Source organism: Amycolatopsis sp. FDAARGOS 1241, assembly GCF_016889705.1.
Classification (GTDB): Bacteria; Actinomycetota; Actinomycetes; order Mycobacteriales; family Pseudonocardiaceae; genus Amycolatopsis.
Genome location: NZ_CP069526.1, coordinates 8,390,515 through 8,405,700 on the forward strand (window position 1 = coordinate 8,390,515; position 15,186 = coordinate 8,405,700).

Sequence of the window (15,186 nt, forward strand, 5' to 3'; positions counted from 1 at the left end):
GGGCCCAGCCTGCTACGCGGCGCTTCAGCAATGCCTCCCGGTTCCCCCCGGTTTCGCGTCCCTCCCGCAAGGTCCGCAGTCCCCGGCCGTCACCGTTGGCAGTAAGCCTGAACCCACGAGGCCCTCCAGTCAAGATGCCACACGGGGGTCCCGCCGGTTGGCGCAGCGTCGAGCGGAGCGTGCGGAGTGTGACAAGTGGGATGATCATCCCGGTTACTGGTCGGTACCTGCGGAAATCGGGCGCTTTGGCTGGTGCAGGGCGGGTGAACGGTGTTCTCAAACGGTGTTCTGCGTCACTGATCGGCGGTGTCCAGTGGTGGATTTCTCCGGGTGAGGTGAGGCGGAGAGGCTGCGTGGGTGTGGGGTTTGGAGCCGGGGCTGGGGGTGGGTGTGGGCGGTAGATGTGGTGGTTGCGGTTGGGGCTGGTGAGGTAGATGGGGTTGGGTTGGCGGGGCGGCGGTCGGTTGGTCTAGGGGTCGGCGGGGGGTCGGGGTCGGTTCGCCGGCGCAAGGGTTCGCGTGCGGCCGGTTCAGCGGGCGTGGGCGGGACGACGCTGCCGGTGCAGCCGGCGCAAGGAATCGCGTGCCGCCGTTCAGCGAGTGTCGACGGGACGACGCTGCCGGTGCAGCCGGCCCAAAGCATCGCGTGCCGCCGTTCAGCGAGTGTCGACGGGACGACGCTGCCGGTGCAGCCGGCGCAAGGACTCGCCTACCGCCGGATCAGCGAGGATCGGCGGATGCGACTGCGATGGACAGCGTCGCGTTGGCTGGAGTGGTGGTTCGTGCGCCGCCGGCGCAGCCGATTGGCGGGGCGCGGCGGGTTTGGCGCGCAGCGGGTTTGCGTGGGCGGCAGTGAGTCCGGGGCGCAGCGGGTTTGGGGCGCAGCGAGTTTGGCGCGCAACGGGTTTGGGCGGCAGTGAGTCTGGGGCGCAGCGAGTTTGGCGGGACGCACTGGGGTTTCGCGCGCAGCGAGTTCGGGGCGCAACGGGTTTGGCGCGCCGTGAGTTCGGCCGCAGCAAGTCTGGGGCCCAGCGAGTCTGAGGCCCAGCGGGATCCGGGAGGCTCGGGTCCGCTGTGACCGGCACCGCCGGCAACGGCCGACACCGGCAATCGACGGCGGGGTTGATGTCAAGCCCGGTTCGGTACTTGTCCACAGGACACCCGGCCGGGGACAGGGCTGTCCACAGATTTCTGTTCGGACGTTTTTCGAGGTCAAGGGCCGATAGACTGGGACGGGGACGCCCCCCAAGAGGAGGGCGGGGGCTGCGCTGCGGCCGGGGCCTGTGCTGCATCGGCGACTGCGTCACAACGGAGACCACCCCACGACAACTGTCCCGGGATTACCGTCGCACGACGGCGACGCAGGTCGGCGGCCCTGCCAGCGCGTCAGCGCGGCATTGCGACGGCGGACCGAGTCGCCACGTCGGCAGCCGTGTCACCACAGCGGCGGCGGCGCCACGTCGGCGGGCTCGTCACCACCACAGCGGCGGCGTCACAGCGACTGCAGGTGTATCACCACAGCAGCGGCGGCGGCGTCAAAGCAGCGGCGTCACCACGTCGGTAGCCGTCTGACCCGCAGCGGCGGCGTCACCAAAGCGGCGCAGTCACCGCGACGGCAGCCGTATCGCCAGGTCGGCGCTGTGCCGCCACGGCGGCAGCCGCATCACCACGGCGGCGGCCGTGTCCGCGGTGGCGGAGCAAGCGGGGCAGGAAAGCCCGCGGTTCGTTAGGCGGCTGATGGATCCAGCCACAGCGAGCTGCAGCACACGGGTGTGTCCGGGTGCGATGAGAGTCAGGCCCACGGGCACAGCATGGACAGGAGCACGGTGCGCAGCCGGACGCACCACAAACAGCGCACCGGCTGTCCTCAGGCCCAACGCCGCAGGTCCAGAGCCAGGGCCGGGCGAGCACAAGAGAACACGCCGGGCGGGTCCAGTGGGCCCCCGTGGCCGTACGTCCGGGCAGACAAATCCGGCGAAGCCGCGATTGTGCGTCCACCTCGCGGGAATGTCCGGATTTCGTGAATTCCCCACGGCTAAAATCGGATCCGATCCTGGGTTGCCGGGTAGGTGGGCTGCCGCGTGCGGGAGCGCGGTGGGCTCGCCGGCCCGGCGGCCGTGTCGAACGTCGGAGGCAACGCTGGCCATGGCCGCACCCGAAGAGTCCGCAGTCGGACGCGAGACCGTCGCGCACGCGTTCGGGCCGTTGGGTCCGCTGGCCGACCTCGTGGTCGAACGGTTGCTGGTCGGGGACCGAGTGGCGGCGTCGAAGTTCGGCAGCGGCAAGGCGATCGACGATCCCGCGCGCGAGGAGCAGGAGCTGGCCGCGGTGCGGACGCGCGCGTTCGCACTCGGGCTCGACCCGGAGCGCACCGCGGGGTTCTTCCAGGACCAGATCACGGCGAGCAAGCTCGTGCAGCGCGGGCTGTTCGACCGCTGGGCCGCGAACCCCGAACAAGCCCCCACGACCAGTCCGGACCTCGCCGAGATCCGAGCCGAGCTGGATGTGCTGACGACGTCGCTGCTGAACGAACTCGTGGCCACCGACGCGATGCGCCGGGTGGAGGTCCTGCGGGCCGAGATCTCGGCCGACGTCGCCGACCACCTCGACGAACTGCACCGCGACGCATTGAAGACCGCGCTGCAGTCGATCCGCTGAGCCCTACTTCGAAGGCGGCGCCGACGGGGCCGGGGCCTTCGCGGCCGGCGGCGGCGCGGCCTTGTAGGTGTCGAGGTCGGTGATCTTCCACGTGTCGCCCTGGAGCTGGGCGTCGACGTGCAGCTGGGCGGAGCCCGCGGTCGTCTGCTTGGTGTCGGCGCGCGTCGAGGTCTGGTCGACGAACACCATCACGCGCGCGAGGTCCCCGTTGAGCAGGATGACGGCACTGCGCGAGACCTTGCAGGTCACCACCATCTTCTGCTGCGGCGCCAGGCGCTTCACCTCACCCATGAGCGAGTTGTACTTCGCCTTGACGTCGTCGTTGGCCAGCAGGTTGGCGGCCGCGTCCTCGGTCTTCTTGATGTTGTTGTAGTCGTAGGAGAACAGCGCCTCGGTCGCCTTCGAGATCTGGTCCTTGACCTGCGCGGTCTTCGCGACGTCGAGCAGCGCGGTGTTGCTCGTGCTGTCGGACACCGAGTCGTACTGCAGCTTGAAGATCACGGCACCCGCGGCGAACACGAGGCCGACCACGAGCAGCACCACGGTCAGCGCGACGGTGCGGTCCTGCCCCTTCTTCGCCGCCCACGGCGCGGCCGGGAACGGCGTGCCCGCCGCCTCCTGCTCGGCCTCCTCGACGTCCACCGGCTTCGCCCGGCCCGAGTCCCGGTGCTTGCGGCGCGGAGCCGGCCGGACCGGTGCCTCGTCAGCGGCGTCCTCCGAAGCAGGAGCCGGCGGATCCTCGACGACCTCCCGGGTTAGCGCGTCGACCTCGGCCGGTGCCTCCTCGGCCTCCTCGACCGGTGCGGTCTCCTCCGCGAGTCCCTTCGACCGGCTGATCCCGACGCTTGCCGGGAACCGGATCTCCTGCGTGACCTCCGTCGGATCCGCGCCGGTCAGCGGGCCCGTCCGCGGCACCGGACGCGGGCGGGGCTTCGCCGGGGAGGTGGGCCGTTCCGCGGACGCGGGTGCTTCGTCCGCGCTCGACGGCTTGCGCAGCCCGGCGACCCGCGGCCGGCGGGCCTGCGGGGTGCTGCTGCGGGGCGGCTGACGGCGGGAGGGGGGCACTGGGGAACTCCGTTCTGCGGTGAAGCCGGTGAAGCTACTGGCCGGAGGCGACGAGGGGCACGTTGTCGATGCCGGACAGCTTCCAGTCGTTCCCGACGCGGGTCATCGAGACCTCCAGCCGCAGTGCCTTCGACGAGGTCTGCGTGCCCTGGGTGACGTCGGTGGTGATCGCGGCGAGGAAGCTCGCCTTGCCCTCGTGGTCGTCGAGCTCTTCGACCGCGATGTCCTGCACGGTGGTCGTGACCTTGGTCTTCGCGTCGGTCAGCGCCTTGCCGTAGGTCGGCTTCAGCTGGTCGATCTGCTTGGCCATGTCGTCGTCGGACACGGACTTCTGCCGGGCGAACACGTCGTCGAGGTGCTGGTAGTCGACCTCGGTGTAGGCCTTGACCGCGTTGGCGCCCGCCTGCACGACCGCGTCGCGCGACCTCGCCAGGTCGGCGTTGTCGCCGGTGCCCGCGACCCACCACATGATGCCGAACACCACCGCGACCACGAAGGCCGCGAGGGCGAACGCGCCGGCCCCGAAGAGCCACCCGCGCGGCGAGCCCGGAAGGGTCCGCTTGCCCGGCGAAGCGGCCGGCTCGGCGGGAACCGTGGGCGGCTCGGGCGCCGAAGAGGTCACCCCTTCCTCGGCGGCGGCCTGTTCGGAACTCATATCACTCCAGAGTAGGTAACGGTCAGCAAATCCACGTCAGCCCGTGGCCGGCTCAGGAACCGAGGCCGAGCAACGCTCCCAGGCTGTTCAACGAGACACCCGGGCTTCCGGCTACGCCCGGCACGGCGGCGTCCCGCATGTCCTGCAGTTCCTGGCCCGGCCGGCCCTTGTTGGCGTCCACGTCCGCTTGCGAAGGCGCCACGGGCGCCCCGCCGTACGGCGCGTTCTGAGCACCGCGGACGTTGATCGGGCTGCCCTTGGGCTCGGCACAGTACACGTTGTCGTCCGCCGGCCTCGGCGATGTGTCCGCCCCCGTCCGGTACTGGCTGTAAGGGAGGTACCCCTTCGTGCAGGCCGGCGGGTTGAACAGGTTGAGCACGAGACCGAGGTGCGCGGTGCCGTCACCGGGCGCGACGCTGGCGGCCGCACCCGCGAGCGCCGGGTAGGTCACCAGGCCCTGCTCGATGCCGTCGAGGCGGGTCACGGTGACGTTGGCCGTGGTCAGCAGGTTCGCCGTCAGGGCCCCGAGGCCGGGCCCGGTCTCGTTGACGACCTGGTCGATCTGCGCCGCGACCTGCGGCGTGATGCCGATGAGCTTGCGCAGGTCGCCGTCGGAGCTCTTCAGCGTGCCGGACAGCTCGTTGAGGTTCTTCGAGAAGTCCGCGAAGTTCGACGCCTCGTGGTTCTGCGTGTCCAGCGCCTGCCCGCCGGCGTCGAGCAGCTGCACGGTCTGCGGCAGGTACTGCTGGGCCGTGGTGGTGAAACTGCGCGCCGTGTCGAGCAGCTTCTGCAGGTCACCGCCAGTGCCGCGGAACGCGTCGTAGGACTGGTCGACGACGGTGCGCAGCGAGTCGGTGGGCACCGACGAGGCGAGCGAATCGAGGTCGGCCAGCAGCGTGTCGGTGCTGATCGGCGTCTTCGTCTTCGCTACCGGGATCACCGACCCGCCCTCGAGGTACGGGCCGTTGTCGTTCTTCGGCTGCAGGTCCACGTACTGCTCACCGACCGCCGAGCGGTTCGCGACCACGGCGCTGAGGTCCGCCGGCACGCGCGGCGCCGACGGGTCGATGTTCAGGTCCGCTTCGAGGCCCGTCTGGGTCAGCCGCAGCTGGCCGACGCGGCCGATGTTGAAGCCGCGGTAGGTGACCTCGGCGCCTGCGAAGATGCCGCCGGACTCGGTGAGCTCGAGCTTCACGGTGTAGCCGCTGCTGCCGAACACCGAGCCGAGGCCGGCGAAGCGGATCAGAGCGTAGGCGATGAAGACGACCGAGATGACCGCGAACGCCACGAGCTGGATCTTCGTCTTGCGCAGCAACATCAGCCCGCACCTCCCGAGAGGATCCCGAAGAGCCCGGACAGGCCGCCCTGCGACGGCTGGCCGCCGCCCTGGCCGCCGGTGGAGTTCGGCTGCGCGTTCGACCCCGGCTGGCCCCCGAGCGGCAGCAGCGGCGGCTGGTCGCCCTGCGTGCCGCCGGTCAGGCCCGGCACCGGCAGCAGGTTCGACAGCCCGTTCTGCCTGCTGCGGCCGAGGTTGTCGATGACGTCCTTCAGGTTCAGGTCGACCTTCGCGAAGAGGTTGAAGTAGTCGCCCTTGACGTCGTTGTAGGCCTGGTCGGTGAACGGGAAGGTCAGCAGGATCTGCAGCGCCTGCGGCAGGTCGTTGCCCGCCTCGCCGAGCTTCTGCAGCGTCGGCGTGAGGGCCTTGAGGTCGGCCACGAGGTCCGCCTTGCTCTTGGTCACCGTGTCGGTGGCGACGCCGGAGAGGTTGTCGAGTGCGTTGAGCATGGTCACGAGCTGGCCGCGCTGCTGCTCCAGCACGCCGATGCCGGGACCGAGGTTGTCGACGGCGCCGACCAGCTTGTCCTTCTGGTCCTTGAGCGTCATCGACAGCCGGTCCAGGCCGTCGAGCGCGCGCGTGATGTTGCGCGACTGCTCGTCGAGGTTCGACACGAGCTCGTTGGCGTTGTCGAGCAGCGCCTTGATGTCGGGCTCTTTGCCCGACGTCGCGTTGTTGAGCTCCTTGGTGATCGTGTTCAGCTGGTCGACACCACCGCCGTTGAGCAGCAGCGACAGCGCGCCGAGGACTTCTTCGACCTCGACGTCGCGGCCGGTGCGCGAGAGCGGGATGGTCGCGCCGTTCTGCAGCTGCCCCTGTGCCTGGTCGTCGCCGGGCGAGGACAGCTCCACGTACTTCTCGCCCAATAGGCTCGACTGCTTCACGTTGGCCAGTGCGTTGGCCGGGAGCTTGACGTCGCCGTTGACCTCCACGGTGACCTCGGCGTGCCAGCCGTCGGGAGTCAGCCCGACGGACTCGACCCGGCCCACCGGCACCTCGTTGACCTTCACACCGGCCTGCGGCACGAGGTCCAGCACGTCCTGGAACTGCACCTTGATCGTGTACGGGTGGCTGCCGACGTCGGCGCCACCGGGCAGCGGCACGTCGTAGATGCCGGTGAACCCGCAGCCGGACAGCAGCAGCGCGGACGCCGTGGTGACGGCGCCGGCTGCGGCGAGTTTCCTGAGGCGCTTCATCGGCTCAGCTCCCCGTCCCGTAGACCTGGCCCGCGAGCGGGAGCGGAAGCGGCGGCAGCTGGCCGTTGGACATGGCCTGCACCACCTGCGCCGTCGAGGGCAGCGGCACGAGGCCGTCGACCACGCCGGCGATGGAGTTGCACGTGTTGCCGAGCATCTTGAGTGCGTCGGGCGTCTCCTTGAGCAGGTTGCAGATCATCACCAGCGGTGGCTGCGTCAGCTCGTTGAGGTTCGGCCGCGCGTCGAGCGTGCCCGAGGAACCGTTGTAGACGTTCACCAGGTTCGACAGCGCGACCGGCGCGACGTCGAGGATCTCCGACAGCGCGCTGCGCTGGTCCACGAGCACCTTGGTCACGCTGGCCAGCTTGTCCACATTGGACTTCAACCGGCCGCGGTTCTGCTCGATGAAGCCCTGCACCGACTGCAGCGTGGTGCTCAGCTGCCGCACGGTCGCGGCGAGGTCGTCCTTCTCCCCCGCCAGGTAGCCGCTCACGTCGGCGAGCTGGCTCTCGAACTGGCGCACCTGGCCGTCGCTGTTCACCAGCGTCTGGGAGAACTGGCCGAGGTTCTGGACGGTCTGGAACAGGTCGTCCTTGTTGCCGGCGAGCGTGCCCGAAGCCTGCCCGAGCTTGGCGATCGTGTCGTGCAGGGCCTGGCCGTTGCCGTCGACGTTCTTCGCGGCGGTGTTGAGCAGGTCCGACAGCGACCCGTTCTTGTTGGCGCCGTTGGGCCCGAGGTCCTGGCTGACCTTCGCGAGGCTCGCCGCGAGCTGGTCCACCTCGAGCGGCACCTCGGTGCGGTTGAGCGGGATCACGGCGCCGTCGGAGATCCGCGGGCCGCCGGTGTAGGCCGGGGCGAGCTGCACGTAGCGGTCGCTGACCAGCGACGGCGCGACGATCAGCGCCTTCGCGTCGGCGGGCACCGGCACCGAGCGGTCGTACTCGACGTCCACGCGGACCTGGTTGCCCATGGGCTGGACCTTGGTGACCGTGCCCATGTCGACGCCGAGCATCCGCACGCTGTTGCCCTCGTAGAGGCCGACGGCGCCGGAGAAGTAGGCGGTGAGGTGGTTGCGCCCAGCGTCTTTGAGCGTCCACCAGATGCCGCCGGCGACCACGAGGGCCAGCACGACGGCGATCGAGGCACCCCGCAGGAGCGACTGGCCGAACCGGGTGTCACTCATTTCGTGTTGCACCCCTCTTGGTTGATCGGTCCGACCGAGGGCAGCACCAGGCCGCAGATGTAGTTGTCGAACCAGTGCCCGGTGCCGATGGTGTTGGTGAACACGCGGACGAACGGGGCGAACTTGGCGATGCCCTGCGCCAGCGAGTCCTGGTTGCGCTGCAGCATCGAGGTGAGCTGGTCGAGCTGCGTCAGCACGGGGTCGAGCTGCTTGTCGTTGTCGTCGACGAGGCCCTGCAGCTGCGTGGCCAGCTCCTGGGAGCCCTGCAGCAGCGCCGTGATGGCCCGCTCGCGCTGGGAGATCTCGTCGAGCAGCTTGTTGCCGTCGGCGATGAGCTTCTGCACCTCGGCGTCGCGGTCGACGAGCGTCTGCGACACCTCCCGGGTATTGGCCAGCAGGTTCGACAGCTGCGTGTCACGCGAGGCGATCGTGTCCGACAGCTTCGACAGGCCCGACAGCGCGCCCTTCACGTCCTGGGGCGTGTTGGCGAACGTCTGGGTGATGGTGTCGAAGCTCTTCGCCAGCTGGTTCGTGTCGATGTCGTCGACGGTCTGTGAGAGGCCGCGGAACGCGTCGAGCACGTCGTACGGGGACATCGTGCGGTCGCGCGGGATGGTCTGGCTGGGGTTGAGCGTGCCGACGCCCTGCGGGTCCAGCGACAGGTACTTCTGTCCCAGCAGCGTCTTGATCTTGATGGCTGCCGTGGTCTTGTCGCCGAGCCAGGCGTCCTTGACCTTGAAGGACACCTTGACGCTGGCGCCGTCGAGCTTGATCGCCGACACCTTGCCGACCTTGACGCCGGCGATGCGCACGTCGTTGTCGGCCGTGAGCCCCGCGGCTTCGGAGAAGTCCGCGCTGTAGGTCGTGCCGCCGCCGATCACCGGCAGGTCGTCGGAATTGAGGGCGGCGATGAAGCCGAGCACCAGCACCGCGAGGCCGATCAGCGCGATCGGGACCGGGTTGCGCTTCTGGAACGACTTCATCCGCTGCACCTCTCACGGTTGGACGGCAGCAGCGGCACGTCGATCGGCTTGTTGAGGACCGGCGGCAGCGACACGTTGCCCGTCATCTCGCACGCGTAGAAGTTGAACCACGAGCCGTAGTCCGCGGTCCTGGTCAGCGCGCTCACCTTCGTCGGCAGGAACTGGATGAAGTGTTCCAGCGTCGGCTCGTTCTTGTTGAGCTTCGTGGTGAGGTCGCCCAGCGCGCTGATGTCGTCCTTCAGCGGCTGGCGCGCGTCGCCGAGCAGGCCCGCTGTGGTCTGGGCCAGGTTGCCGAGGCTGTCGATCGCGTCGCCGATCGGCTTGCGGTCCTGCGCGAGGCCGGACACCAGCTGCTGCAGCTTCACGATCAGGTCGCTCAGCTGCGGCGTGTGCGCGTTGACGGTGTCGAGCACGGAGTTGAGGTTGTCGATGACCTCGCCGATGACCTTGTCCTTGTCGGCGATCGTGGTGGCCAGCGACGCCGTGTGCGACAGCAGGCTTTCGACGGTGCCACCCTCGCCCTGCAGGACCTGGATGACCTCGTAGGAGAGCTTGTTGACGTCGTCGGGGTTCAGGGCGGTGAACAGCGGTTTGAACCCGTTGAACAGCTCGGTCAGGTCCAGCGCGGGCGTGGTGCGCTCGAGCGGGATCGTGCCACCGGGCTGGAGCATCCGGCCCGAGGTGTCGGTGCCCTCGCCGAGCGAGAGGTAGCGCTGGCCGACGAGGTTGCGGAACTTGATCTGCGCGGTCACGCCCGCGGGCAGCCGGCGGCCGGCGTCCACCTCGAAGTCCACCTGCGCCTGGCGCTTGTCGACGATCTTCACGTCCTTGACCGTGCCCACGCGGACGCCGGCGATGCGCACGTCGTCACCGTTGAGCAACAGCGTCGCGTCGGTGAAACGCGCCGAGTACTCGTTGGTGCTGGTGGTGTTGATGTTCGCGATGCTGATGCCGAGGATCGCGGTGAACAGCACCGTGATGACCACGAAGATCGACAGCTTGATCAGCGGCGCGGCGAGTCCCCTCACTTCACCGTCACCTCCGCGCCCCGGTAGAGCGGGCCGACGAGCAACGAGCCCCAGCCCGGGAAGTCACCCTGCTGCATGCCGACCTGCGGCCCGAGGAGCCCGGCCAGGAAGTCGTTCTCCGCGGCCGTGTTCGCCGGGTTGCCACCGCCGTCGCCGCCGCCGGAGTCGGCCGGGTTGAGACCGATGCTGTGCGAGTTCGGCGACGTGGTGTGCGTGGTGCCGTCCTTGAACGCGCCGTCGGGCGGGTCCTGCGGGAACGGGTTCGGCAGGTTCTTCAGGTCGTAGCAGCGCGGGCCGCGCTTGTCCTCGAAGCGCGGTTCGTCCTGACCCGCCTTGTAGGGACCCCGGTTCACCGTCACCTCGATCGTCGCGTGCAGGCCGGGCTGCTTCGTGCCCTTGCCGAGCGCCTGGTCGACGACCGGCACGAGCTTGGCCATCTGCCCGATCACGCACGGGTACTCCGGTGCGTACTTGGCGAGCAGCTCGGCCGTGGGCCGCGCGGTGTCGGCAAGGCTGATGATGTTCTGCGAGTTGGCTTCCAGGAACGACTGCAGGTCCTGCGACGCCGTCGTGAGGTTGCCGTAGAGGTTCGCCAGGTTCTGGCGCTCGTCGACCACGGTGCGCGTGGTCGTGCTCAGGTTGTCGAGGCTCTGCACCAGATCCGGCGCCGAGGCCCGCAGGTTGTCGGAGAACTCCGCGAGCGCCTTGAGGTTGTGCTGCAGTTCGGGCTCGTGCGGGTTCAGCTTGCCGAGGTAGTCGCCCAGCTGCGACAGCGTGTCGCCGAGCTGGGAGCCGCGGCCCTGCAGCGCGGTGGAGATCGCGGTGAGTGTGCTGGAGAGCTTCTGCGGCTGCACCGCCTGCAGCACCGGCAGCAGGTGCTGCAGCGCCTGCTCCAGCTCGATCGCGCTGGAGGTGCGGTCCTGCGGGATCACGTCGCCGTCGGTGAGCGTCTTCGCCGACGGGTCCTTCGGGATCTGCAGCGACACGTACCGCTCGCCGAAGAGCGTCTTCGGCAGGAAGCGCGCGGAGACGTTTTCGGGGATCAGCTTCGTGTACTGGGGGTCGAGGTCGAGCGTGAGCTCGGCGCCGTCGTTCGTGGCGGAGATCGTCTTGACCGACCCGACGATCAGCCCGCGCACCTTCACGTCCGACTGCTCGAGCAGCTGGTTGCCGATGCTGTCGGCCTCGAGCTTCACGGTGACGAACTTGGTGAACGCCTTGTCGTACAACGCGATGCTCAGGGCCACACCTCCCACGAGCAGCGCCACGAGCAGCAGGCCCAGGAGCCTGCGCCGCAGTGTTGCCACCGGCCCACCCACCCCTCCTGTGGTCATCCCGCAATCCTCACCGTGACGTCGGTTCCCCAGATGGCGAAACCGATGAAGAAGTTCACGATCGAAACCGTGACGATGGAAAGGCGAACCGCGCGGCCCACGGCCACGCCCACCCCGGCGGGCCCGCCGGAGGCGCGGTAGCCGAAGTAGCAGTGCGAAAGAATGATCAAGACGCTGAAGATCAGCACTTTGATGAACGAGTACAAGACGTCTTGCGGCGGTAGGAACAGGTCGAAGTAGTGGTCGTAGGTCCCCGCCGATTGGCCGTAGATGTAGATGACCACCAGCCGCGACGCGAGGTACGAGCTCAGCAGGCCGATGACGTAGAGCGGGATCACGGCCACGAAACCGGCGATGATCCGGGTGGTCACGAGGTACGGGAGGCTGGGCACGCCCATGACCTCGAGCGCGTCGATCTCCTCGGAGATCCGCATCGCGCCCAGCTGTGCGGTGAAGCCGGCGCCGACCGTGGCCGACAGCGCCAGCCCGGCGACGAGCGGCGCGATCTCGCGGGTGTTGAAGAACGCCGTGAGGAAGCCGGTGAACGCCGAGGTGCCGATGGAGTTCAGGGCCGAGTAGCCCTGCAGGCCCACGAGGACACCGGTGAACAGCGTCAGGCCGACCATCACGCCGACCGTGCCGCCGATGACCGCGAGCGAACCGGAGCCGAAGCTGACCTCGGCGAGCAGGCGCAGGACTTCCTTCAGGTACCGGCGCAGCGTGCGCGGCGTCCACAGCAGAGCGCGGCCGTAGAAGGACATCTGGTCGCCCAGCGTGTCCAGGGTCTCGAGCGGACGGTGGGCGACCCGCTTGGCACCCGCGATGAACGTCATGGTCAGTCCAGCTTTCCGGGCACGAGCTGCAGGTAGATCAGCGTGATCACGAAGTTCACGACGAAGAGCAGCAGGAAGGTGATGACCACCGACTGGTTCACCGCGTCGCCCACGCCCTTCGGGCCACCGCTGGGGTGCAGGCCCCGGTAAGCGGCCACGACCGCGGCGATGAAGCCGAAGATCAGGGCCTTGAGCTCACCCACCCAGAGGTCGGATTCCTGCGCCAGCGCGGAGAAGCTCGCCAGGTACGCGCCCGGGGTGCCGCCCTGCAGCACGACGTTGAAGAAGTAGCCGCCGAGCACGCCGATGACGCTGACCATGCCGTTGAGCAGCAGCGCCACGAGCATCATCGCGAGCGTGCGTGGCACGATCAGGCGCTGGACCGCGGAGACGCCCAGCACCTCCATCGCGTCGATCTCCTCGCGGATGGTGCGGGCGCCGATGTCCGCGCAGACCGCGCTGCCGCCCGCGCCGGCCACCAGCAGCGCCGTGACCAGCGGGCTGGCCTGCTGCACGGTGGCGAGCACCGAACCGGCGCCGGTGTAGGACTGCGCGCCGAGCTGCCGGGCCAGCGCGCCGAACTGCAGCGAGATGACCGCGCCGAACGGGATCGCGACGAGCGCCGTCGGCAGGATCGTGACGCTGGCGATGAACCAGGCCTGCTGGATGAACTCCCGCAGCTGGAACGGGCGCTGGAAGATGCCGCGGATGATGTCCAGACCGAGGGCGAACAGGTTCCCGGTCTCGCGGAGCATGCCGTAGCCGGGGATCTTCGCCGGTGCTGCGTTCGAGCTCACGCGCCACCCGGCCCGTTCTGTCCTGGCCCGAAGCCGCCTGGTCTCGGCGCGCCACCCGGGATGCGGGCGACCTGGTCGGCCGGCAGCTGGCCCTGGTGGCGGTCGGGGGCGGGGCTGCGGTCCTGGATCCGCGGGATCTGCTGCGTGTCCTCGGGACCGGGGCGGTTCTGCGGCGGCTGGTGCGGGTGCACGTTGTAGTGCCGCTGCTCCTCCGGCGTGAGGGACTCGATGATCCCCTCCTGCGCGGCCGGTGGGAGCGTGTGGAGGATCCGCATCACCCGGTCCATGCGGCGGCGGGCGCCGGCGCGCTCGGGCAGGCCGGGGCTCGGCTGCATCTGCGGGACGACGCCGCGGACGTCCTCGTCGGGCGACCCGTCGTTGTGGCCCATCGCGGCTTCCGCTTCCTCGCGGGCCATCGTGGCGGAGTCCTTCTCCTCGGACATCCCGATGGGGCCGCGCTTGCGGCCGTTGAGGAACTGTTCGACCACGGGCTCGTCGCTGGTGAGCAACACCTCGCGCGGGCCGAACATCACGAGTTCCTTGCGGAAGAGCATGCCCAGGTTGTCGGGCACCGTGCGCGCGAGGTTGATGTTGTGGGACACGATCAGGATCGTCGCGTCGATCTGCGCGTTGAGGTCGATGAGCAGCTGTGAGATGTACGCGGTGCGCACGGGGTCCAGACCGGAGTCCGGCTCGTCGACCAGGATGATCTGCGGGTCGAGCACCAGGGCCCGCGCGAGGCCGGCGCGCTTGCGCATACCACCGGAGATCTCGCCGGGGAGCTTCTTGTCCGCGCCGGCCAGACCCGTCATCTCCAGCTTCTCCTGGACAATGCGGCGGATCTCCGACTCGGACTTCTTCGTGTGCTCCCGCAGCGGGAACGCGACGTTGTCGTAGAGGTTCATCGAGCCGAACAGCGCGCCGTCCTGGAAGAGGACGCCGAAGAGCTTCCGGATCTCGTACAGCTTGTGCTCGGAGCAGGTGACGATGTCCACGCCGTTGATCACGCAGCGGCCCTTGTCGGGCTTCAGCAGGCCGATCATCGACTTCAGGAACACCGACTTGCCGGTTCCCGACGGGCCCAGCATCGCGGACACCTCGCCGGGAGGCAGCGTCAGCGTCACGTCCCGCCAGATGGTCTGCCTGCCGAAGGACTTCGTGAGACCTTCGATGACCACCTCGGCACCCATCGCACCTCCAGGAGCTGTTCCGCGTCGTCGCGCACCGCCGCCCCGCGCCACTGGCAACGGGAGCCCGCGCCGATGCGCGCCGCGATCTCCGCGTCAACCAGGTGCAACGAGCTGGGTGCGAACAGGTTACTCACCAGTTTTCTTCCCTGACGAGGCCAGTGAGCACCTCACCCGTTCGGGCTGTTTTCCGGCGACCGCTGGCAGCACGGTAGTGCACGTCACTCAGGGACGCAGATCCAGATGGCCTAAACCAGGTCACTCCACGGGGCTAACCGGAGCAAACGGAACAGATCGACGGCCCACCCGAGGTGATCGAGTGGTTCGCCTTGGTCACCAGAACGGCTAAGACTATGGCGCAGACCAGGCTGGCGCGCACAACGAGCACGGTGATGGTCGCGAGGAAGAGGGTGCAGCGACCTGCTGGGCGAGTGGGCCGCGGTGGTACGGACCCGTGATCACAAGGAAAGGGGCGGGCATCCGCGTGGATGCCCGCCCCTTCACGAGGTGGTGCACAGGGCGCTGACGCGCCCGGGGATCACTTGATGGTGATCTTGGCGCCGGCGGCCTCGAGCTTCTCCTTGGCGGCGTCGGCGGCCTCCTTGTCGACCTTCTCGAGGAGGGCCTTGGGAGCGGCCTCGACCAGCTCCTTGGCCTCCTTCAGGCCCAGGCCCGAGACGACCTCGCGGACGACCTTGATGACCTGGATCTTCTTGTCACCGGCCGACTCGAGGACGACGTCGAACTCGTCCTGCTCCTCGGCGGCGGCCGGGGCGGCACCCGCGGCACCCGGGGCGGCGGCGACGGCGACCGGCGCGGCGGCGGTGACGTCGAAGGTGGTCTCGAACTCCTTCACGAACTCGGACAGCTCGAGGAGGGTCAGCTCCTTGAAGGCGTCGATCAGCTCGGCGGTGCTCAGCTTCGCCATGATG

At 68.9% G+C, this 15,186-nt stretch carries 13 protein-coding genes; 1 reads left to right on the top strand and 12 read right to left on the bottom strand.

The annotated features are described in order from the left end of the window. Positions 1-2,144 precede the first annotated feature (2,144 nt). Positions 2,145-2,657, top strand: a complete 513-nt coding sequence (gene aroQ, locus I6J71_RS40710; protein WP_239154193.1) for a gamma subclass chorismate mutase AroQ — start codon at positions 2,145-2,147, stop codon at positions 2,655-2,657. A 3-nt stretch (positions 2,658-2,660) separates the two neighbouring features. Here the strand turns inward: aroQ and I6J71_RS40715 are convergent, their stop codons facing one another. The 12 genes from I6J71_RS40715 to rplL all read right to left on the bottom strand — a co-directional run bounded on the left by I6J71_RS40715 (position 2,661) and on the right by rplL (position 15,182). After that, positions 2,661-3,722, bottom strand: a complete 1,062-nt coding sequence (locus I6J71_RS40715) for a hypothetical protein (protein ID WP_204091718.1) — start codon at positions 3,720-3,722, stop codon at positions 2,661-2,663. Between the two features lie 34 nt (positions 3,723-3,756). Further along, positions 3,757-4,377, bottom strand: a complete 621-nt coding sequence (locus tag I6J71_RS40720) for a hypothetical protein (RefSeq protein ID WP_204091719.1) — start codon at positions 4,375-4,377, stop codon at positions 3,757-3,759. A gap of 52 nt (positions 4,378-4,429) precedes the next feature. Beyond that, positions 4,430-5,695 (bottom strand): MCE family protein, encoded by a 1,266-nt coding sequence (locus I6J71_RS40725; protein WP_204091720.1) that lies wholly within the window; start codon positions 5,693-5,695, stop codon positions 4,430-4,432. Further along, positions 5,695-6,909 carry an MCE family protein gene (locus tag I6J71_RS40730; protein ID WP_204091721.1) on the bottom strand — a complete coding sequence of 405 codons (1,215 nt, stop codon included), beginning with the start codon at positions 6,907-6,909 and terminating at the stop codon, positions 5,695-5,697. The genes I6J71_RS40725 and I6J71_RS40730 overlap by 1 nt, the downstream gene beginning before the upstream one ends. 4 nt (positions 6,910-6,913) lie before the next feature. Then, complete coding sequence (locus I6J71_RS40735) at positions 6,914-8,092, bottom strand: MCE family protein (protein ID WP_204091722.1); 1,179 nt, start codon at positions 8,090-8,092, stop codon at positions 6,914-6,916. Then, entirely contained in the window at positions 8,089-9,075 is a 987-nt protein-coding gene (locus tag I6J71_RS40740) for an MCE family protein (protein WP_204091723.1), read from the bottom strand. The genes I6J71_RS40735 and I6J71_RS40740 overlap by 4 nt, the downstream gene beginning before the upstream one ends. Next, positions 9,072-10,103: an MCE family protein gene (locus tag I6J71_RS40745; protein WP_204091724.1), complete on the bottom strand. Its 1,032-nt coding sequence runs from the start codon at positions 10,101-10,103 to the stop codon at positions 9,072-9,074. The genes I6J71_RS40740 and I6J71_RS40745 overlap by 4 nt, the downstream gene beginning before the upstream one ends. Continuing rightward, on the bottom strand, positions 10,100-11,437 hold the full coding sequence (locus I6J71_RS40750; protein WP_239154194.1) for an MCE family protein: 1,338 nt from the start codon (positions 11,435-11,437) through the stop codon (positions 10,100-10,102). The genes I6J71_RS40745 and I6J71_RS40750 overlap by 4 nt, the downstream gene beginning before the upstream one ends. Further along, positions 11,434-12,270: an ABC transporter permease gene (locus I6J71_RS40755; RefSeq protein WP_204091725.1), complete on the bottom strand. Its 837-nt coding sequence runs from the start codon at positions 12,268-12,270 to the stop codon at positions 11,434-11,436. The genes I6J71_RS40750 and I6J71_RS40755 overlap by 4 nt, the downstream gene beginning before the upstream one ends. A 2-nt stretch (positions 12,271-12,272) precedes the next feature. Continuing rightward, the gene (locus I6J71_RS40760) at positions 12,273-13,025 is read right to left on the bottom strand and encodes an ABC transporter permease (RefSeq protein WP_204097491.1); all 753 of its coding nucleotides are present in this window, start codon (positions 13,023-13,025) and stop codon (positions 12,273-12,275) included. 38 nt (positions 13,026-13,063) lie between these two features. Next, complete coding sequence (locus I6J71_RS40765; RefSeq protein ID WP_204091726.1) at positions 13,064-14,257, bottom strand: ABC transporter ATP-binding protein; 1,194 nt, start codon at positions 14,255-14,257, stop codon at positions 13,064-13,066. A gap of 535 nt (positions 14,258-14,792) precedes the next feature. Beyond that, positions 14,793-15,182 carry a 50S ribosomal protein L7/L12 gene (gene rplL / locus I6J71_RS40770; protein WP_204091727.1) on the bottom strand — a complete coding sequence of 130 codons (390 nt, stop codon included), beginning with the start codon at positions 15,180-15,182 and terminating at the stop codon, positions 14,793-14,795. Positions 15,183-15,186: the final 4 nt, after the last annotated feature.

What these genes read in the sequence shown, in the direction of transcription:
- aroQ (WP_239154193.1), top strand. Translation starts at nt 2,145, where the DNA reads ATGGCCGCACCCGAAGAGTCCGCAGTCGGACGCGAGACCGTCGCGCAC.
- I6J71_RS40720 (WP_204091719.1), bottom strand. Translation starts at nt 4,377, where the DNA reads ATGAGTTCCGAACAGGCCGCCGCCGAGGAAGGGGTGACCTCTTCGGCG.
- I6J71_RS40725 (WP_204091720.1), bottom strand. Translation starts at nt 5,695, where the DNA reads ATGTTGCTGCGCAAGACGAAGATCCAGCTCGTGGCGTTCGCGGTCATC.
- I6J71_RS40730 (WP_204091721.1), bottom strand. Translation starts at nt 6,909, where the DNA reads ATGAAGCGCCTCAGGAAACTCGCCGCAGCCGGCGCCGTCACCACGGCG.
- I6J71_RS40735 (WP_204091722.1), bottom strand. Translation starts at nt 8,092, where the DNA reads ATGAGTGACACCCGGTTCGGCCAGTCGCTCCTGCGGGGTGCCTCGATC.
- I6J71_RS40740 (WP_204091723.1), bottom strand. Translation starts at nt 9,075, where the DNA reads ATGAAGTCGTTCCAGAAGCGCAACCCGGTCCCGATCGCGCTGATCGGC.
- I6J71_RS40750 (WP_239154194.1), bottom strand. Translation starts at nt 11,437, where the DNA reads ATGACCACAGGAGGGGTGGGTGGGCCGGTGGCAACACTGCGGCGCAGG.
- I6J71_RS40755 (WP_204091725.1), bottom strand. Translation starts at nt 12,270, where the DNA reads ATGACGTTCATCGCGGGTGCCAAGCGGGTCGCCCACCGTCCGCTCGAG.
- I6J71_RS40760 (WP_204097491.1), bottom strand. Translation starts at nt 13,025, where the DNA reads ATGCTCCGCGAGACCGGGAACCTGTTCGCCCTCGGTCTGGACATCATC.
- I6J71_RS40765 (WP_204091726.1), bottom strand. Translation starts at nt 14,257, where the DNA reads ATGGGTGCCGAGGTGGTCATCGAAGGTCTCACGAAGTCCTTCGGCAGG.
- rplL (WP_204091727.1), bottom strand. Translation starts at nt 15,182, where the DNA reads ATGGCGAAGCTGAGCACCGCCGAGCTGATCGACGCCTTCAAGGAGCTG.